20 protein-coding genes are annotated in these 18,865 nt (G+C 58.2%); 8 read left to right on the forward strand and 12 right to left on the reverse strand.

Features of this window, described 5'->3' with window-relative positions; translation table 11 throughout:
* Positions 1–537 precede the first annotated feature (537 nt).
* From rbsK to ACOYO3_RS07175, 5 genes are all read right to left on the reverse strand, one after another.
* Positions 538–1,452 carry a ribokinase gene (gene rbsK / locus ACOYO3_RS07155; RefSeq protein WP_002524936.1) on the reverse strand — a complete coding sequence of 305 codons (915 nt, stop codon included), beginning with the start codon at positions 1,450–1,452 and terminating at the stop codon, positions 538–540.
* 1 nt (position 1,453) lies between these two features.
* A complete protein-coding gene (locus ACOYO3_RS07160) occupies positions 1,454–2,527 on the reverse strand; it encodes an aldose 1-epimerase family protein (protein ID WP_002517868.1) in 1,074 nt (357 codons plus the stop codon).
* Entirely contained in the window at positions 2,514–3,947 is a 1,434-nt protein-coding gene (gene fucP, locus ACOYO3_RS07165; protein ID WP_002525647.1) for an L-fucose:H+ symporter permease, read from the reverse strand. Before fucP ends, ACOYO3_RS07160 begins: the two co-directional genes overlap by 14 nt.
* Entirely contained in the window at positions 3,944–4,597 is a 654-nt protein-coding gene (gene deoC / locus ACOYO3_RS07170; protein WP_002517775.1) for a deoxyribose-phosphate aldolase, read from the reverse strand. Before deoC ends, fucP begins: the two co-directional genes overlap by 4 nt.
* 101 nt (positions 4,598–4,698) lie before the next feature.
* Positions 4,699–5,610 (reverse strand): sugar-binding transcriptional regulator, encoded by a 912-nt coding sequence (locus ACOYO3_RS07175; RefSeq protein ID WP_002518928.1) that lies wholly within the window; start codon positions 5,608–5,610, stop codon positions 4,699–4,701.
* A gap of 215 nt (positions 5,611–5,825) precedes the next feature.
* Between ACOYO3_RS07175 and ACOYO3_RS07180 the strand changes: the two genes are divergently transcribed.
* On the forward strand, positions 5,826–6,674 hold the full coding sequence (locus tag ACOYO3_RS07180) for a Cof-type HAD-IIB family hydrolase (RefSeq protein WP_002516778.1): 849 nt from the start codon (positions 5,826–5,828) through the stop codon (positions 6,672–6,674).
* Between the two features lie 10 nt (positions 6,675–6,684).
* Here ACOYO3_RS07180 and ACOYO3_RS07185 read toward each other — a convergent pair whose 3' ends face one another.
* A complete protein-coding gene (locus ACOYO3_RS07185; RefSeq protein WP_002518927.1) occupies positions 6,685–7,902 on the reverse strand; it encodes an acetyl-CoA hydrolase/transferase family protein in 1,218 nt (405 codons plus the stop codon).
* Between the two features lie 106 nt (positions 7,903–8,008).
* Entirely contained in the window at positions 8,009–8,281 is a 273-nt protein-coding gene (locus ACOYO3_RS07190; protein ID WP_002520547.1) for a hypothetical protein, read from the reverse strand.
* Between the two features lie 279 nt (positions 8,282–8,560).
* On the opposite strand from ACOYO3_RS07190, the gene ACOYO3_RS07195 reads away from it, so the two are divergent.
* From ACOYO3_RS07195 to ACOYO3_RS07210, 4 genes are read left to right on the forward strand one after another with little or no spacing between them, the layout of a single operon-like run.
* A complete protein-coding gene (locus ACOYO3_RS07195; RefSeq protein WP_002518925.1) occupies positions 8,561–9,205 on the forward strand; it encodes a methionine biosynthesis protein MetW in 645 nt (214 codons plus the stop codon).
* Positions 9,202–9,693: an Lrp/AsnC family transcriptional regulator gene (locus tag ACOYO3_RS07200; protein ID WP_002513489.1), complete on the forward strand. Its 492-nt coding sequence runs from the start codon at positions 9,202–9,204 to the stop codon at positions 9,691–9,693. The genes ACOYO3_RS07195 and ACOYO3_RS07200 overlap by 4 nt, the downstream gene beginning before the upstream one ends.
* Entirely contained in the window at positions 9,690–11,279 is a 1,590-nt protein-coding gene (gene lnt, locus ACOYO3_RS07205; RefSeq protein WP_002524934.1) for an apolipoprotein N-acyltransferase, read from the forward strand. The genes ACOYO3_RS07200 and lnt overlap by 4 nt, the downstream gene beginning before the upstream one ends.
* Positions 11,260–12,078 (forward strand): polyprenol monophosphomannose synthase, encoded by an 819-nt coding sequence (locus tag ACOYO3_RS07210; protein ID WP_002516800.1) that lies wholly within the window; start codon positions 11,260–11,262, stop codon positions 12,076–12,078. The genes lnt and ACOYO3_RS07210 overlap by 20 nt, the downstream gene beginning before the upstream one ends.
* 54 nt (positions 12,079–12,132) lie before the next feature.
* Here the strand turns inward: ACOYO3_RS07210 and ACOYO3_RS07215 are convergent, their stop codons facing one another.
* Both ACOYO3_RS07215 and ACOYO3_RS07220 read right to left on the reverse strand, forming a co-directional pair.
* Positions 12,133–12,465 (reverse strand): RNA polymerase-binding protein RbpA, encoded by a 333-nt coding sequence (locus ACOYO3_RS07215; protein WP_002513486.1) that lies wholly within the window; start codon positions 12,463–12,465, stop codon positions 12,133–12,135.
* 161 nt (positions 12,466–12,626) lie between these two features.
* A complete protein-coding gene (locus ACOYO3_RS07220) occupies positions 12,627–13,421 on the reverse strand; it encodes a glycerophosphodiester phosphodiesterase (RefSeq protein ID WP_002517875.1) in 795 nt (264 codons plus the stop codon).
* Between the two features lie 54 nt (positions 13,422–13,475).
* Here ACOYO3_RS07220 and pdxY point away from each other — a divergent pair, with 54 nt between their 5' ends.
* On the forward strand, positions 13,476–14,354 hold the full coding sequence (gene pdxY / locus ACOYO3_RS07225; protein WP_002524933.1) for a pyridoxal kinase: 879 nt from the start codon (positions 13,476–13,478) through the stop codon (positions 14,352–14,354).
* Here the strand turns inward: pdxY and ACOYO3_RS07230 are convergent.
* Positions 14,291–15,817, reverse strand: coding sequence for a helix-turn-helix domain-containing protein (locus ACOYO3_RS07230; RefSeq protein ID WP_002517919.1), 1,527 nt, complete (start codon positions 15,815–15,817; stop codon positions 14,291–14,293). The two genes, pdxY and ACOYO3_RS07230, sit on opposite strands and share 64 nt — an antisense overlap.
* A gap of 149 nt (positions 15,818–15,966) precedes the next feature.
* Here ACOYO3_RS07230 and lpdA point away from each other — a divergent pair, with 149 nt between their 5' ends.
* Positions 15,967–17,370 carry a dihydrolipoyl dehydrogenase gene (gene lpdA, locus ACOYO3_RS07235; RefSeq protein WP_002521561.1) on the forward strand — a complete coding sequence of 468 codons (1,404 nt, stop codon included), beginning with the start codon at positions 15,967–15,969 and terminating at the stop codon, positions 17,368–17,370.
* 93 nt (positions 17,371–17,463) lie between these two features.
* Here lpdA and ACOYO3_RS07240 read toward each other — a convergent pair whose 3' ends face one another.
* Both ACOYO3_RS07240 and ACOYO3_RS07245 read right to left on the reverse strand, forming a co-directional pair.
* Entirely contained in the window at positions 17,464–18,375 is a 912-nt protein-coding gene (locus ACOYO3_RS07240) for a cation diffusion facilitator family transporter (RefSeq protein ID WP_002516825.1), read from the reverse strand.
* Positions 18,372–18,737, reverse strand: a complete 366-nt coding sequence (locus ACOYO3_RS07245; protein WP_225070455.1) for an ArsR/SmtB family transcription factor — start codon at positions 18,735–18,737, stop codon at positions 18,372–18,374. Before ACOYO3_RS07245 ends, ACOYO3_RS07240 begins: the two co-directional genes overlap by 4 nt.
* On the opposite strand from ACOYO3_RS07245, the gene ACOYO3_RS07250 reads away from it, so the two are divergent.
* Positions 18,639–18,851 (forward strand): hypothetical protein, encoded by a 213-nt coding sequence (locus ACOYO3_RS07250; RefSeq protein ID WP_002518919.1) that lies wholly within the window; start codon positions 18,639–18,641, stop codon positions 18,849–18,851. The genes ACOYO3_RS07245 and ACOYO3_RS07250 overlap by 99 nt on opposite strands.
* The last annotated feature ends 14 nt before the right edge of the window (positions 18,852–18,865 follow it).

Here is an 18,865-nt window from a genome sequence, read left to right on the forward strand (position 1 = left end):
TTAGCTAGGGGAAACAGCAACTCGCTTTAAATCCTGTCAGCCCGACGTTTTGAGGTTCCCACGAGTCTACGCCTCCGGGCTGATGCCTAGGCCTATCGGGCTTAACAGCCGATGTGAGCGCAGATCGGATCTATCTTAGAGCGGTTGCCCGGGATGCTTTGCGACGTAATCTGCGCTCATTCTAACCTGCAGCACAGCCCGTTTCGTCGTCACCACCAGTTCAGCCCCCTATGGTGCTGCCCTCCGGAGCTATCGTCCAGACGGATTCCGACTCCGCCGGATCCGGATGTGCAACTGTTTCGTGTCGTGCCCTCCTCACCGCGAGGAATGCCTCGTCGAGGAGGCCCTGCCGCTATCAAATCGCGTCGTAGTCTTCTCGCCAGGCCCAGCGGATTCATTGCAGACTTCCCGGTGGAGCTCGATCGGCCGGATCGATACCTAGTTTCGTAAGCTACGTCACAAGCTCCTCGGGCTCCTGTTCTAGGTACTACAGGGATCGTCGGATGGTGGGGCCGGGTTCCCAATGTCCCAGACCCACTATGATCTCAGCCACTCCGGGAGACTTCCATCGGCCAAGGCATACGAGCTCTGAGTTCCGTGGCGTGTGACCGAGTCAGCCGCATACCTGTTTCCTGCACGAATCGCAGCTATCACGTCGCCGTGATCTACCCATTCTTTAGCAAAGCAGCCTATGAAGGCATCGCCAGCACCTGTCGTGTCCACGGCTTGAACAACCGGGGCCTTGATGATTTTGCGTCCTTCTGCGTGGGCCCACATCGCACCACGCGAGCCCAAAGTTACGATGATATTCGTGATGCCCGCTCCCAGCAGCACATCAGTAGCCTTGCCGATATCATCGAGGGTGTCTACTGGCATCCCCGTTATGAGTTCAAGCTCGGACTCGTTCGGCATGAAGAACTCAATTCCGCGGATTCGCTCAAGATCCAGTTCTGGTGCGACCGGAGCCGGATTGAGGAGTATTGGGATCCCCAGTACGTCCCCTAACTCAATCGTGGCGTAGACCGTCTCCAACGGAATCTCCAGCTGCAGCATGATGAGTTTGCACGTGGCAATGTCTTGTCGGGCACCCTCGATATCAGCAGGACTCAGCTGAGCGTTAGCTCCCTTGATGATGAGGATGGAGTTACGCGATTCTGGATCGACGAAGATCGGTGCCACCCCGGAGCTCGCATCGGTACGCAACACATGGGTAGTATCGATACCGTTTTTGCGAAAGTTGTCCAACGTGGTGTCGGCGAACACATCGTTGCCCACTCGGGTGACCATCACGACCTCTGCACCGAGACGTGACGCAGCTACTGCCTGATTCGCACCTTTGCCGCCGCATCCCATTCGGAATTCGGGAGCCTCGACGGTTTCACCGTCTGATGGCATGCGATGAATGTAGGAGATGAGGTCCACCATATTGGACCCAACAACGGCGATATCCATGTCACTGCGCCTTTCGGTCAAAGGCCTCGCCTTGAGCAAGAAGCCCGGTAGTTACAGAGAACGTGCGGGTCGCACCAGCATCCAGATGAATGAGGGTTCCCGCAGCTTCGGCAGCCAGTCGCCCCTCCGGCCTGCTGGTACCTGGCAGCACGTATGCGGCCACCCTTTGATCTGCGTTGTGAAGTATCCACCGGGTGGCGACAGGGAACTGGTCTGTACGGAAGCGGGTCACGAAGTTGTGATGAGCACGGGCCTGCATTCTGAACTCGGCAGTCTTGCCATATTGCGGTAAGTCGTCTGCGACATACACGATCTCGGGATCGAATGCCTCGGCACCGACCAACGAGTCAGCATCGATCTTTCCAGCGAGAATGTCCTCATTAATCCGGAGCCACTGGCGTGTTGGCGCCACGTGGTTCGGTACGCTGCGACGCAGTTGGAAGGCTCCGTCGGGCAAGGACTGGCTCATCCGGGCCTCCGGAATAAACGCATAGTTCATGTGGCATATGTACTGCAATGGCATCGATTGATACTTTGACAAATTGGTGACCTCAAGGCCGATGTCAAACATGGCTGAGCCGGCTCGCAGAGTTACAGTGGGTCGCGCAAAATAATGATGCCCGAAACCTATGCGGTACTCATATTCACTGGACAATGTGACGGCAGTAACGCCACAGGGTTCGTGCCTTGTAACAAGACTTGCCGAGCGCATTGGTGCACAGGGAAACTCTCCATGTAGTGGGTGATCGTCCTCTGGGGACGGGCATCCCGCCGCCAGCAGACCGGAGTGGAAGGCGAAGCACCCATACGTCTCGACGATCTGCCTGGCCGGCACTGGCATATCGAACATATTGTCCATTCGTAGAGATTGACCGTCAAACACGGCATCCCACAAAATCTGACCCATAAAGGGAAGAGCCTCGATATACCCACGGGAATTGCTGATCCGCAAAGCCGCAATCCCGGTGGAGTACCGCCACGCAGTTACGATCCATTCACCCGTTCGGAGAACGTCACGTCGCCTTTCGTCAAACAGTTCTGGGTACAGGATGATCTCGAGGTCAGTGGTTGGCATGAGGGGCCTCCTTCAGAGCAGCAGGTGCGATGTCACAGATTTGTTTCTGATCGCGACGATCGACGACTAAGAAGAACACGAAGATCGCGGTGAAGCAGAAGGCGTTTACGATAAAACTGAGTCTCATGGATCCTGTGGTGTCGGACAGGAAGCCCTGCACTACTGGAATGGCAGCACCACCGATGATCGACATAATGATGATCGCACCGCCAGTCTCGGTGTAGCGCTTGTCCTCGATGAGGTCAAGGTTTCGTGCGAAGATCGTCGCCCATCCCGGCCCCAACAGCGCCGAGGCGATCACCGCTGCATAGACGGTTGTGAAGCTTGGCACCACGACGATGTAAGTGATACATAACACTCCGAGCAACGAATACGCCATGAGAATGCCGTTCTCGCTCATTCGGGTCATGAGCAGGTTGGCGATGGTTTTTCCAAGGAAGAAAGAAATGAATGCAGCAATCAAATAGTTCGCGGCAGTACGCTCGTTTAATGCCGGATCAAGATTCAAAGCCAGCCGGATGGTGAAGGTCCATAATGACGTCTGCAAGCCCACATAGAGGAACTGTGTAAAAATTCCAGCACGGAACAAACGGTTCTTCGCTAGGTATGCAAGAGTTTCACCGATGGGGGCTTTGGCTTCTTCCGCGTCGTTGCGCAACGGCTTGGAGTGCGGGTACTGGGTGATGGCGATGAGCACCACGAGCACTATCAACATAATGATGATAATCCTGTAGGGATCGAGCGTACGCCCCAACGCTTCGGCGGTGATAGCCTCGCGCTCAGCCACCGTGTGGGCGTGGGCTACGCGCTCGTGCAGCGCAGCGCCGTCGGTGAACACGAGGAATTTTCCCATGAGGGCCCCACCCAAGAATCCCAACGACGTGAATGTCTGAGAAATATTAAGGCGCAGAGTTGCATGTTTCCGATCACCGATCATCGACGAATATGTGTTCGCTGAAGTCTCCAAGAAAGACAAGCCAACGGCGATGGAAAACAGGGCAGCTAAGAATACCGTATACGTAGCCACACGCGAAGCCGGGAAAAACAACAGGCATCCGAGAATGTACACACTCAAACCAATGAGCAGGCCCGTCTTGTAGCTGGTGCGACGAATTACTCGGCTCGCAGGTATGGCGATAAGGAAATAGCCGCCGTAAAAGGCTGACTGCACGAATGCACTAGCAAGATCCGAAAGAGCAAACACAGCCTTAAATTGGGTGATGAGGATGTCGTTCATGCTCACCGCCATTCCCCACATCGGGAAACATATCGACAGCAGAATGAATTGGAAGAATGGGGTGCGATTCAGGTATCCGTCACGCAACTGCAAGGTGTGGTCCTTGATGAGGCCCCACGACGCGTTGGGGATGCCACGATCCACGTCCGTGTCGTTGACGACAGTGGTGTCTTTGGTGATCACAGTGCCTCCTCGTCAACAAGGAGGGCGACCCCGGCGGAGGCACCGATGCGGGTGGCACCAGCCCTTAGCATCGTCGCCACGTCGTTGTGGGTACGAATGCCGCCGGATGCTTTGACCCCTAGCCGATCGCCCACAGTACGGCGCATAAGTGAGACAGCCTCGGCGGTAGCACCGTGTCGAGAGTATCCCGTAGATGTCTTGACGAAATCGGCTCCACACCGTTCGGCGGCCTGGCAGGCACGGGTAATCTCCTCGTCGGTGAGCTCGCTGACTTCAAGGATAACCTTGACTATGGCCATACCGGCGGCGTCGACGACGGCGGATATGTCAGACTCGACGGTGTCCCAGTCATCATCTTTGACGGCTCCTACGTTGATGACCATGTCGATCTCATCAGCGCCATCATTGACGGCAGCCTTGGTTTCAGCGGCCCTAATCTCGCTCAGGTGTGCGCCAGAGGGGAAACCGATGACCGAACACACACGTGGGGCGTGTCCGGCTAGCTCGTCTGCTGCCAGCCTCACCCGGGTTGGGCTGACACAAACAGTGGCGAAACCATGATCGACGGCCTCGCGGCACAGGGTCCTGATGTGCTGCGCCGTGACATCGGGGGCTAACAGCGTGTGATCGATGAGAGCGGCAATGCTCATGTGAACTCCTTTGCTCAGAACGATCACTGTAGGGCCGCCGTCATCCTTTCGGGTGGCACATTCGTGCCAATGCGAGGCCACGACATGACGCGGGGCCGTCGTCAGGCGTACTTGAGAAGCAGCTCAGCGGTAGACACGTCCGTGACGATGTGGTCCACATAACCTCTTAATGTCGCAGCGCGGACAAACTCGACTTGATGTGCTCCGTGAGTGATGAGCACGGTGCGTCGACTCCGACGCAGCTGAGCCAGGGTGGGGCTCGAGGTGCGTTGACCCAAGGTCGGGGCCACCACTCGTCCATCAGCATCGATGAATCGCCCACAAAGGTGTCCCACCGCATTTCTACGGATCTGTTCGCGTTCCTGCGAAGTCACCAGATCACTACGACAGATAAGGTCCATATCCTGTCGAGAGGAGCCAAGTATGAGTACGGCACTGCTAGCACGTCGACTCTCGTGTTGCCGCGCTTCTGGTGATTCTTCGGCTGTCAATCGCGCCGTGACACTGGGATGTAGCAATGGCACTGGGCAGGGGTGGACTTCCACATCCGTGCGTTCCATAAACGTTCTCATCGAGAGGTGAATGTCGTGGCCCGGAGCCGTGCCTGCACATTGATACAAAGCCCGCGGCCGCAGCGGCGCACAGGCCATTTCCAGCGCGCAAGCTTGCACCGTCCGTGACCACCAGAACGAAGCATCTTCCTCACCGGGGAGAACGAGGTTGCTCGTCAAGTGGGCAGCACCGGCACCCAGAGCGTGTAGCAGGTCTCCGGTCGTCGGACCGGAGGGACTGACGAGGAGTAGTCCGGCGATTCGAAAATGCTGAGTCAGGGTCTGCACGAGTTCCCGATCGGATTCGCGTGGATCAACAACATGGGTACGGATGTATCCCAACTCACGCGCGGTTGCCAATAGTTTCGAGACCTGGGGACGTGACACGTGCAGGACCTGTGCTACAGCAGCCTGATCTAGCCCTCGTAGGTGGTACAGCCGAGCAGCGTCCAGAGCCATCATCTGGCGAGAACTGAGGGCTCTTCGGCCGTTAGTGCGACCATGAGACGATGAAGGCACGCTGGTGAGCCTAATCCGTAGGCATACCGAGCGCCACCACGAAACTGGTATAGGGAGCCGATCGTCCCGTTGCATTGCAGACGTCGCCCACACATAGTCAGTGCAGTATTTATACCGATCACGCAGCAAGACGATTTCGCTATCCTGACCAGGTGGACATGCCAAATCCAACCCCGTTCCCTGCCCCCGCAGACGACCTTCGCCTGGTGGTCTCCGACATGGATGGCACCCTCCTTGACGGCGACGGGAACATTCCCTCGCAGCTATGGCCCCTACTGGAGACGATGAGGGATCGTGCCATCGCCTTCGTACCGGCCTCGGGCCGCCAATGCACCACACTATCTACGATGTTCGGCTCTCACTTGCAGGGCATGCCAATCATCGCGGAAAACGGAACCTACGTCGTCCGTGACGGTGTCGATATCTCGTCGTCGACCATCGATCCTAACCTCACCCGTGAGGTCATTACAGGGGTTCGGCAACTTCGCAACGACGGCCATGACGTTGGCTTGGTCGTCGCCACCAAATCCATCGCTTACCTTGAGCGCGGAGACGACCCCTTCGTTTCCCATGTAGCGACTTACTACCACAGCCACAGAATCGTCAAGGATCTCAGCGAACACACCGACGACGTCATCAAGCTCTCCATCTACGACTTCAGGGAAGCCTCAGAGGCCACCTACCCGACGATGCAGCGCACCGCCCCCGAGCACCAAGTAATCCTCGCCACCCCTAACTGGGTCGACATCATGAACCCAGGCGTCAACAAGGGCAGTGCCGTCGAGGCTGTCCAGCGCGACCTTGGCGTCACTGCTGATCAAACAGCCATCTTTGGCGACTTTCTCAACGACCTCGAGATGATGCCCATGGCGAAGTGGTCCTTTGCCATGGCCAACGGCCATCCCAACATTGTCAAAGCATCGAATTACGTGGCACCACCGAACACCGAAAACGGCGTCATTACGGTCCTTGCCGCGTTGCTAGGTACCCGCGTCCCGATCACGTGACGGCCACAGGTCAGACCAGGGATAGCTCTTTGGCCTCGCGCCAGAGTTTTTCTCGGGCATTAGGATGAGCGGCATTGTCGATGAGTTGTCGCGCCTGCTCCTCTTGGGATTTCCCGAAAAGATCTGCGATGCCCTGTTCGGTGATGACCACCGAGGGCTGGGTCGCTGACGCAGGGGAGCCCAACAGTCCGACAATCGTCGAGCAGTCAGCTTTTGGATGCCAACTCAGCATGGCAATAAGCGCCTGTCCGCCAGGGGAATGCATTGACCCGACCAGGAAATCAGTTGACCCACCGATCCCAGAATGGATTTTTCCGCGCAGCCGGGTGGCGTTGACTTGGCCGAACAGGTCGACTTGCAGGGCCGCATTAATGCTAGCCATTTTCGGCTGAGTTGCAATAAAACTCGGATTATTCGTTTTCTCGCAGCGCAACAACTGTACTCGCGGGTTTTCATCTAACCATTCATAAAGGGCAGGCGTTCCCATGGCGAAAGTCCCGGTGAGGAGACGGTCGTCAAGGCTGTGAGCCTCCTCGAGCAGCCGGATCGAGTCAGTAAGTAGTTCAGTCCACACGCCGAAGGCCCTATCATCAGGCAGCATCGCCACCACAGCGTCAGGAACAGCGCCGATACCGACTTGGAGGGTTGCTCCGTCGGGTACCCGGGAGGCTACGAGCTCGCCAATCCTCCACGCAGTCGGGCCAGGCGACGGCATAGCGGCCGTCGGCAACGGGGTGTCGACAATGACTCCGATATCGATGTCGTCAACATCGACAATTCCGTCCCCGAAAACATAGGGCATGCTGGGATTAACCTGAGCAATAACGAGGGCTCCTCGGCGTTTCGCTGATTCCAGCGCAGCGGGGAGAACCTGCACCTCAATGCCCATGCTCACCGCGCCGTTGTGAGGCGTGCTGGTGTGGAGGAGGAGAATGTCCGGGGCGAAACGGTCTTCGTAGAGTCGTGGGGCAAGGCTCAACCGGCACGGGACATATTCGAGATTCTCAGCGTGACGGGATCCGGGACCAATAAAGACCGTCTGGTGAATGACTCCTTTGCGCGTCGGCACGCCAACCGGGGCGTTGACACACGCAAATCGCCACGTCTCTAAGCATCGGTCAACGGCGTCGAGGAGGGGCAGGGGAGTGGCACCGGAACCAGCACACACCACCCGAGGTCGGCCTGTCACACCTTTTAGAACGCGTTCGAGGTCGGCTAAATTTATCATGCGCACGACAAAGAGAGTAGTGGCTCACAACCGGGTCACATGCATGATGACAAAAACTGGCAGAATAGAGTTGATGTCATCCCGTCTACCAGCTCCTAGAACCAGCTCAGAGAGTCCCGGTGTCGGTACCGTCGAGACTCAGTACACAACTGTCGCGATACCGGACGACCCTCTTCATCTGGTTGCAGATGGGCGTCTCAATCACATCACTGTCGCTTACGAAACCTACGGGAAGCTCAATACGTCCAGCGACAATGCGGTCTATACCTGTCATGCGCTTACTGGTGATGCCCATGCAGCCGGATTTCACCCCGGTGTAGTCCGTCCAGAGTGGTGGAATATCACTATCGGGCCGGGTCACATCATTGACACTAGCCATTTCTTTGTCATGTCATCAAACCTTTGGGGGGTTGTTCTGGCACCACGGGACCAGCTTCGATTAGGATCCGGACTTTGCCAAAGGCGACTACCACGACGCGCATCCCAACACCGAATTGTCGATCGCCCGGATACTCGCCCACATCACGTACTGATCGGAGGATGCTTTTGCCGAAAAGTTCGGGCGATCCCGTCAGCCCGAATCAGTCGAGCGCGAGTTCGGCATCAACCCGGTCAGCTTTGCAACGATTGCGTCTTCCTGGGGCCACACCGGCCACCTGTGTACGAAGGAGACGGCGCTGTGATACTTCGTCCCGGCATAGTTGCCTCGCTGGTACCGTCCTACTCCCGGGTTCTCGACCTGGGCTGCGATGACGGTTTACTCCTTCGTCACTTCATCACCACCAGGGACTGCCTAGGCACTGGGATCGAACTCGACCATCCGTCGTTGGTCACAGCGATGTCGGCCAGAGTGCTCGCACTGGGGTTGGACCTCAACGAGGATCTGGGAGAGTTTCACGACGATTCCTATGACGTTGTCATCTTGTCCCAGATCTTGCAGGCGGTTGTCTGCCCTGATGTGGTGCGTGCCGAAATGGCACGTATCGGGACTGTGCTTATCCTTCTGGTGCTGAACGTCGTGTACTGGCGTAGCCGCCTTAAGATTATAGGTGAGAAGATACCGATTCCCCACGATCTGCCGTATCCCTGGCATGACACCCTTAGCCAGTCCTATGCAGGGGTCGCCGACTTCGAGGAGTGGTTCGCAAGCTTTAACCTCAAGGTCGTGAACAGGGTGTGCCTGGACGGCAGGGGACGTCCATCGCGGGTAGCATCTGCCGCACCAAACTTGCTCGCCGGATCAACCATTCGTGTGCTGAAATCCCATTGGGTCGAGCCGGGGACAGGGAGGAACCATTCATGACCAAACACCACGACGAAGAGGATGAGGATCGGTCGCCGATCCTCGAAGCCACCGATCGTCACATCCTCGCCCTGCTTGAAAAAGACGGTCGGATGTCGTGGACCGAGCTCGGCCACCAGACCGGCCTATCGACCTCAGCCGCCCAACAACGTGTCAAACGTCTTGAAGCCAAGGGGATCATCACTGGATATCACGCCACGCTGAACCTTGAGGCGATCGGTGCGGGTATCACCGCATTTATCTTCCTCAACCCCATCGATCCCGAAGAAGACGAAACGATACCCGGTATTCTACGTACCTTCCCCGAAGTACGAGGCTGTCACTCCATCGCTGGGGCAGCGTCCTATCTGGCACGAGTCCAAGCGCCCAGCGCCGGCCACCTCGATCAGTTGCTCACGCGTATTCGCAAAGAATGTCTTTGCGGCACAGAGACAGTCGTCGTCCTCGACACCATGTTCGACGACCTCGGCATGTTGGGAACCCGGTGATTTCTCGCCTGCGGCGCACCTCGTGGCTGCGTGGTACAGCTGCTGTTGCCGCCGGGGCCGCGACCGGTACCGGGTTCCAACCACTGAACTGGTGGATCCTCGTCATTCCCGGTCTCGCTGCGCTCATCCTGCTGGTGCGCAACGCCAGTGGTCGGGCCGCGGCAGGACTGGGGTATCTCTTCGGCATCGGTCTGCTTACCACCACCATTTCCTGGGTAGGCGTCATGGGCCCGCCGGTGGCGATACTTCTCATCGCTGTCATGGCGTTGTGGTGTCTGCTGGCCGGGTGGACGATTCGGTGTGTCAGCGTCTTGCCAGGGACACCGGTATGGCAGGCGATGGTGTGGACGGCCACTGAGATCGGGGCTGCCACCATTCCGCTGGGCGGATTCGGTTGGGTACGACTGGCATGGACAGTCGTCGACACACCGTGGGTCGGTGTCCTCAGATGGGCGGGCAGTATCGGTACGAGCTTCCTCGTCGCCCTGGCGTCCGGCCTATTAGTCTATGTCGTCTCAGCCCGGGGAGGCAGTCAGCGTCGCGCCAGCATCGTTTTCGTCGCGGAGCTTCTCGTCGTCGCCTTGGCGGGGACCATGTGTGTCACTGTCGTAAGCCGCGATATCTCACACCAACGCTCCGTGCGGACCCTGGTAGTGCAGGGAGGAGTGGACGGAACCGCCGGCCCATACGCGATGGGATATGCACGCTCGGTCACCGACAATCATCTCTCCCAGACAATCATGGCCCTCGCGGAGCAGAGGACGTCGGGCGGACCGGCTCCCGACATGGTGTTGTGGCCGGAGAACTCCACCGATATCGATCCGGTTCTCGATTTCGAAAGTCACCAGATCGTTATAGGCGCGCTGACTCTCTCGAATCGACCGACCTTAGTTGGTGCTGTGACTGACGGTCCCGGCCATAATGAGCGCCAGACAACATCTATGTGGTGGCCACCATCGTCACCACAACCAACGTCGACATATCACAAACGCAACCTGGTTCCTTTCGGCGAATGGATCCCCGCGCGGTCCTTCTTCCTTCCGCTCATTCCTATCTTGGGAAAGATTGGACGGCAATCCGTCCCAGGGACGACTCCAGGCGTTGTTGATGCCACCATTGCTGGTCGGAGAGTCCCGGTTGGCGTGGTGGTCTGTTTCGAGGTGGCCTACGACAGCACGGTCGCCGACACAGTGCGTCACGGGGCGAAAATCCTGGCTGTCCAGTCCAACAATTCATCTTTTATCGACACTGCCCAGACACCGCAACAGTGGCAGATCACCAGGGCAAGGGCAGTTGAGACTGGACGACATATCGTCGTCTCAACCACGAATTCTTTCTCGGGGCTGGTGAACCCTGACGGATCCGTGGCACTGCGCACTGAGGAGGGAGTCCATACACATTTCACGGTGACTATACCTCTCGAATCCGGCCTCACCATCGGAGTACAGATTGCACCATGGTTGCGGATCATCGTCCTCGTTATGACAGCAGGGGCTATCGCGATGTCGTTGCTGCAACGCCGTCGCGCTATGCTCGCACAAGCGAATCACAACAGATCGGAGAGGAATGTCCGCCACCGACACTGAAGTCCGGCTTGACAAGGTCCTTGTCATCATTCCGACCTACAATGAGGTCGAGAATGTCGAGACCATCGTTGCGCGGACCCGCCGCGCCAACCCAAACGTCGACGTTCTGGTCGCCGATGATAATTCGCCGGACGGTACTGGAGAGATTGCCGACCGCATTGCGTCTGCCGACGACCACGTCCACGTTATGCACCGCAAAGGTAAGGAAGGCCTGGGAGCCGCATATCTGGCCGGATTCCACTGGGGCCTTGACCATGGCTATGACGCCCTAGTCGAAATGGACGCCGACGGCTCCCACCAGCCTGAGCAACTGCCGCTGCTGCTGAAAGCCCTTAAGCAGGCCGATATGGTCAAAGGGTCCCGCTACGTCAAGGGTGGATCGGTGGTCAACTGGCCAAAGTACCGCGAACTCATCTCCCGAGGTGGCGGTCTGTGGACGCGGATGTGCCTGGGGATCGGCGTCAAAGATCCCACCGGCGGATTCAACGCCTTCCGTGCTAACACCCTGCGCGCCATCGGACTCGACGACGTCGCCTCGGCTGGTTACTGTTTCCAGCTCGACCTCACCTGGCGCACCCTCAAGAAGGGCATGACCGTCGCTGAGGTCCCGATCGAGTTCATCGAACGAGAGTACGGCAGCTCCAAAATGAGCAAGAACATCGTCGTCGAAGCATTGTTGCGCACGACCATGTGGGGGTTCGATTACCGTTCCCACCAGCTCAAGGATCTTAGCCACGTGGCCTTGGACCGAGCTGAAAAGATCGCCGGAGACATCAAAGAGCGTCGTTCTCGCCACTGACCAGACGTGCGCCCCATGGATCACATCGCGTCCGCGGGGCGCACCTCGGCGGGATTAATTCTCCTTACGGATTTCATCCAGCCTTTCGGCAAGTAATTCTTCAAGTTCGGGTATCGAGCGGCGTTCAGTAAGCATGTCCCAGTGGGTGCGCTGCGGCTTCTGCTTCTTCCGCTGAGGATCAGTACCGTCGCTACGCAACGCTTCTGCACCGCAACGCGGGCACTCCCACAAGCTCGGCAGTTCTGCCTCGGTGGAGAAAGTGAGCTCGAAGTGGTGGCCGTTTTGACAGTCAAAGCCAATTTGCTGGCGTTCGGCCATCTCAACGCCTTCTTCATCCTCAAAACTCTTGGATCCTAACCCCATGCCTCGTAGCGCACGGTCGGCCATGATGCTCCTTCCTGCTTGTAGGCATCAGGCCCTGGTTGGGCCTCAATAACCCCAGCATCCCACAAGTCACAAATCTCGGGGAGCAGAACGGATGGCCACTACCGTACGTTCACTTCGTGGACGTACGGTAGTGGCCGATAATGTCAGCCATCACAGTGGGATCACCGCGGGATGAGAGTTGGCGCTTCTTTCGGTTGATGAACGCGGGCAAACTCGCACATGAGGTCTGGGCGATCTGTGACGATGCCGTCGACCCCCATATCCATCAGTTCTCGAGCCTCTGAGATCTCATTAACCGTCCAGACGTGAACAGCTCGCCCCTGACGATGGGCAGCTTTAATAAAGGTCGGTGTCACAAGGGGCACCCCATACCGGGTCAAGCGATGCGGCACCTGGTACGCATTCCCATGGGACTGTGCCATCTGCATGCTATGAGGGCCGATGACAGCCCAGCCGACTCCCACCGGCCCCACCGCAGTCGCAGTGCGTCCCTGAACCAGGCGACGGAAGGTCTGGATGCGTTTACTGCTGAACGACCCGACGCAAACCCGACTCCAAGCCCGGTGACGGGAAAGAACGTCGATGAGCGGCATGGTGGCGCCATCATGCTTGATGTCGATATTGATGAACGCCTCGGGAAAGGCGTCGAAAATCTCATCTAAGGTGGGGATCGGTTCGCCACCAACCTTGGCTTGTTTGACCTTGTGCCACGGCATGGCGGCGATGACTCCGCCTGATTCAGTGACGCGATCGAGTATCGGATCGTGGAAGGCCACTAGCACCCCGTCGCTGGTCGCGTGAACGTCAGTTTCAAGGTAGGTGCATCCCACCTCGACCGCGTGGCCGAAGGCAGCAAGGGTGTTCTCAATTCCCTTGTTGACGGCCATGCCAGCACCACCACGATGAGCTAAGACGGTGAACGGACTCTGGCAATAGGGATAGTCAGTGGCTCTCACAGCAGTCCATTGTGCTCCGGAGAAGTATCAGATGAGTGACTACCATGGCCTAGTGTGAGCGTTACTGTCTTATCGCTGCAGTCCCACGTCGTCCAGGGAACCGTCGGCAACAGCATCGCTGTTCCCGTGATGCGGGCTATGGGCGTGCGCGCCTGGGGGATGCCTACAGCACTGTTGTCAAACCACAATGGACGCTCCAGCGTCGCAGGTATCCCTATCGATTCTGAGCAGATCGACGCCATGGTTAACGCCCTTGACTCCAATGGTGAGCTCAAACATGTTGATGCGGTGCTGTCCGGGTACCTCACCCCGCGCACCGGGCCAGCAGTGCTCCGAACCGTGGAGCGGTGCCGTGCCCTCCACCCCGACACGATATGGGTCTGCGACCCCGTCATGGGGGACATGACCCCAGACGGCGAGCTCAGGGCATACGTCCCTGACGAAACCGTGTCATTGATGACGGATGCCGTTCAACACGCCGACGTCGTGGTGCCAAACCTCGCCGAGCTGGGCATCCTGACGGGAACCGAGCCTCGCACTCTTGACGACATCGTCAGAGCGGCTCGAAGTCTCACCGGACCGCACCTCGTCATCGTCACCTCGGTGCCGTACCACGACGACGGTGGCGACGGCATCGCGATGGTCGGGGTGACGGGGGAGGGAGCTGTTTTGACCCACGGCCCTCTCTTCGACCGTTACTTCAACGGCGCAGGCGACCTCACCAGTGCCGTTCTCACCGCAGGGTTGGTGAAAGGGGAGCCACTGGATGCCACGCTCGGTAAAGCAGCCGGTGTCGTACATACTGTCCTCGAGCGCACCGTGGCGCATCCTGGTGACGAGTTGGACTGGTGGCCCGAGGACGCCGCGGCTCAGCCATGGAAGACGGTGATCTTGGCTCCCAACGCCCCAAGCCGGGTCGGGAGATCTTCGTAACCGCGGTTGATCATGTAGACGTCGCGCAGGGTCGTTTCTCCCGAAGCGGCCAGAGCGGCCAATAGCAGACAGACGGCAGGACGCAAGGCCGGCGGGCAGATGAGTTCGCGACCACGCCAACGGGTCGGGCCCCGCACGATGAGACGGTGCGGATCGAGCAGCTGAACGTCAGCGCCAAGTTTGCCCAAGTCGAGCAAGTGGATCGCACGATTCTCGTAGCACCAGTCATGGATGAGGGTCTGGCCTTCTGCCTCCGCAGCAATAACCGCAAAGAACGGTAGGTTGTCGATGTTGAGGCCCGGGAAGGGCATCGGGTGGATTTTGTCAGCTACCGCTCGCAACTTGCTGGGGCGCACCGTGACATCAACGAGACGGGTGAACCCGTTGCGAGAGACGTACTCGGGGGAGAGGTCGAAATCCAGACCCATCTCAGACAGGATCGCCAGCTCAATTTCAAGGAATTCGATCGGGCAGCGTGTGATCGTCAGCTCCGACTTGGTGACGACCGCCGCCGTGAGGAGGCTCATAGCCTCAATCGGATCTTCAGACGGGGCGTACTCGACATCAACGTCGATCTCTTCAACGCCGCGGATTCGCAAGGTCGTCGTTCCGATGCCCTCAATCTGCACACCGAGCTGGCATAGGAACACGCACAAGTCCTGAACCATATAGTTCGAGCTGGCATTACGCAGCACAGTCACGCCGGGGGTCTGGGCGGCAGCCAGCAGAGCATTCTCGGTAACAGTGTCGCCACGCTCAGTCAGGACGATGTGACGCTCCTTGACGGTGTGATCGGTGACGTGGCACTGGTAAAAGCCCTCGGTGGCAACAACGTCAAGGCCGAAAGCACGTAGCACCTGCAGGTGAGGTTCGACAGTTCGAGCGCCGAGGTTGCAGCCGCCGGCGTAGGGGAGTTTGAAGGTGTCGTAGAACCGCATCAACGGTCCGAGGAACATGATGACGCTTCGGGTACGTCGGGCAGCCTCGATGTCCATATCGTCAAGGTTGAGCTCAGCCGGACGAATCAGGGTGAGATCATGCTCGTCGTCAGACCACTCGTAGGTGACGCCGATGGAGGTCAGCACCTCAAGAATGCGGTTAACCTCCTCGATGTGGGCGATACCGCGTAGCACGGTACGGCCCCTGTTGATGAGACAGGCGCATAGCAGCGCGACGGCCGCGTTTTTGGAGGACCGCACCTCGATAGAGCCCGAAAGTTGATGACCTCCTTCGATGCGGTAATTCATGGTACCGCTTCCCGGCTGGGTGATGATGGGAGACTCTAACGCCTCCGCGATGCGGTTGATGTACTCCAGAGAGAGGTTCTGCGTGCCTGATTCCACCCGGTGGATAGCGCTCTGGGAGGTCTTCAGGATCTCCGCCAATTGGTTCTGCGTCATTCCATGCTGCTTGCGTGCGTCGCGGATAAGACGACCGACCGAAGCTGGGGTGATGTTGTCCACAGCAGATCCTTTCGACGACAACTCATTTCCTGACCAGGATATATCAGATCTGAGTTCCTCCCCTCGGGAAGAACGGGTCGAGCAAGCCAGTCGAGATCTCTTCAGTGAGATCTTCGTCACAGACCGATGTTCCCACTAGAGTGTTACCTATGAGCTCACATTTTGACGTCGTTGTCCTTGGAGCCGGCCCCGGTGGCTATGTTGCCGCCATTCGTGCCGCCCAGCTCGGTAAGAAGACCGCCATCATCGAGAAGGAGTATTGGGGTGGTGTTTGCCTCAATGTTGGTTGCATCCCCACCAAGTCACTTTTGCGCAACGCAGAACTAGCCCACATCGTCACCAAGGAGGCCAAGACCTTCGGTATTGGCGGGGACATCACCGTCGACTTCGGCAAAGCCTTCAGTCGTTCCCGCGAAGTGTCTGCCCGCATGGTCAAGGGCATCCACTTCCTCATGAAGAAGAACAAAATCACCGAGTTCAACGGCTGGGGGGAGTTCACCGGCCCCAAGGCCATCTCTGTTAAAGACTCTGACGGCAAGGTGACCGACGAGATCACTTTCGACAACGCGATCATCGCAGTCGGTTCGGTCGTCAAGACTCTGCCAGGCACCCAGCTCTCCGGTCGGGTCGTCACCTACAAGGAACAGATCCTTTCCGACACCGTCCCTGGATCCATCGTCATCGCCGGTTCTGGAGCCATCGGTACTGAGTTCGCCTATGTGCTGGCTAATTACGGCTGTGACGTGACCATCGTTGAATTTCTCGATCGTATGGTCCCGAACGAGGACAAGGAGGTCTCGGCCGAGCTGGCTAAGGCCTACAAGAAACTCGGCATTAAGGTGCTGACTTCCACTAAGGTCGATTCCATCGACGACTCCGGTGACAAGGTCAAGGTCACCATCTCGCCGTCGAAGGGTGGGGAGTCCAAGGTCATTGAAGCCGACCGCGTTTTGCAAGCCGTCGGATTCGCTCCGCGGGTTGAGGGCTACGGCCTGGAGAAGACCGGCGTGAAGCTCACCGAGCGTGGCGCCATCGAGATCGACGACTTTATGCGCACCAACGTTGACGGCATCTACGCCATTGGCGACTGTACCGCCAAGCTCATGCTGGCCCATACCGCCGAGGCTCAAGGCGTCGTCGCCGCCGAGACAATTGCTGGGGCACAGACCATGCCCATCAACTACGACATGATTCCGCGCGCTACCTACTGTCAGCCGCAGGTTGGTTCTTTCGGTTACTCGGAGGACCAGGCCCGGGAAAAGGGCTACGACGTCAAGGTGTCCAAATTCCCGTTCGCCGCCAATGGCAAGGCGTGGGGTCTGGGCGATGGCACCGGCTTCGTGAAGATCGTCGCCGACGCCCGTCACGGCGAGCTTCTCGGTGCCTCGCTAGTCGGCCATGACGTCTCCGAGTTGCTCCCCGAACTAACCTTGGCACAGCTGTGGGACATCACCGCTGAGGAGATCGGCCGCAACATCCACGCGCACCCGTCGCTGTCGGAAGCTCTCAAGGATGCTGCGGAAGGCGTCGAGGGACACATGATCAACTTCTGATCTTTCCGTGACATGATTTCTGTGACATGTGTTGAAGCTCAGTAATCATGCAAGATCATGGGGTCCTAGCCTCCGAGCTGGGACCCCTTCGCGTCACATCGTTTGATTTTCGGTGCCGGCGTGCCGGGGTGGTTCTAGCTGTAGCGTCGAATGGTCGAGGTCGAAGTGGCCCGACAAGCACTGCTGGATCTGTGCCAAGAGGATGGGGGCATGACCATCGGCGAAGCAGGAGTCCTCGACGACGATATGGGCGCTGAGCGCTGGTAGATCGCTCGACACCGTCCACGCGTGGAGATCATGAACCGATCTCACATGGTCAAGGTCCATAAGATGGTGTCGCACCTCATCAAGGTCGAGGGAGGCGGGCGCAACCTCCATCAGTATCCGCCCCGTCTGGCTAAGGAGGGACCACGCAGCGCGGAGCATAAGACCACAGATAATAAGGGAGGCAATGGCATCCGCACGGGTCCATCCGGTCGTCACAATGACCAGGCCCGCCACCAAGGTGCCGATGAACCCGAATAGGTCAGTGAGAATATGTTGGTAGGCACCTTCGACGTTGAGACTACGGCGATTGGCTCGTGCCACCAGCCAAGCAACCGCGACGTTGACGACAACGCCTACAGCGGCGATGACCATAACCAGCCCTCCGCCAACGGCAGGGGGAGTGACGAGGCGTCGAACAGCCTCGATTCCGACGAGGATGGCGACCACGAGCAGCGTGACGCCATTGACCGCAGCCGACATGATCTCGGCTCGTTTCCAACCCCACGTCCACGATCCCTGCGGACGGCGCCGAGTGAGTCTCGCAGCCCACAGGGCAATGGCGATGGCACCAATGTCCGACAGCATGTGGCCAGCGTCGGAGAGCAGCGCCAGCGACCCGGAGATGACAGCTGTGATGATCTCCGTGATCATGAACGCCGCCAGGAGTGTAAGCGCAGCAACGAGGTATCGGGAGTCCGCGTCCGAGGGTAGAGAATGATCATGCCTGTGATTGCTCAATATTCTTCCCTCACTGCGTCGTCATTGCCGCCGATATGGTCATCGCTGGGTTCTCCACGGTACTCAACATCGAGCATGCCGCATAGCTCAGCGCACTCCCCGCCGTCTCTTATCAGAATGTCAGCCAACAGCATCAAACGACGAATTTGTTGTGGGTGCGCCAACGTGTAATACATCGCCCGGCCATGAGCGTGACTTGCCAACAGGCCGGCGTCTCGCAGCGTGGCGACGTGGGAAGAAACCGTCGACTGAGCCAGCCCTAGATGAGCGACCAGATCAGTGACGCGGTGTTCACCACGGAACAGGTGCTGGACGATGACGAGCCGGTGAGGGTCCCCGAGACTTTTGAAGACGGCCGCCAGACGGGTGAGGTCACCGAGTTCGACATCGGGTTCATCGACAGTATCAATTGCCATATGGCGATGATATCGCTAAATGGCGATATCAACATACCCGCGTGCCGGCTTCTACCGTAACTATCGATCCCGGT

This window comes from Cutibacterium sp. KBN10P07758 (assembly GCF_050286205.1).
GTDB classification, from domain to species: Bacteria; Actinomycetota; Actinomycetes; order Propionibacteriales; family Propionibacteriaceae; genus Cutibacterium; species Cutibacterium acnes.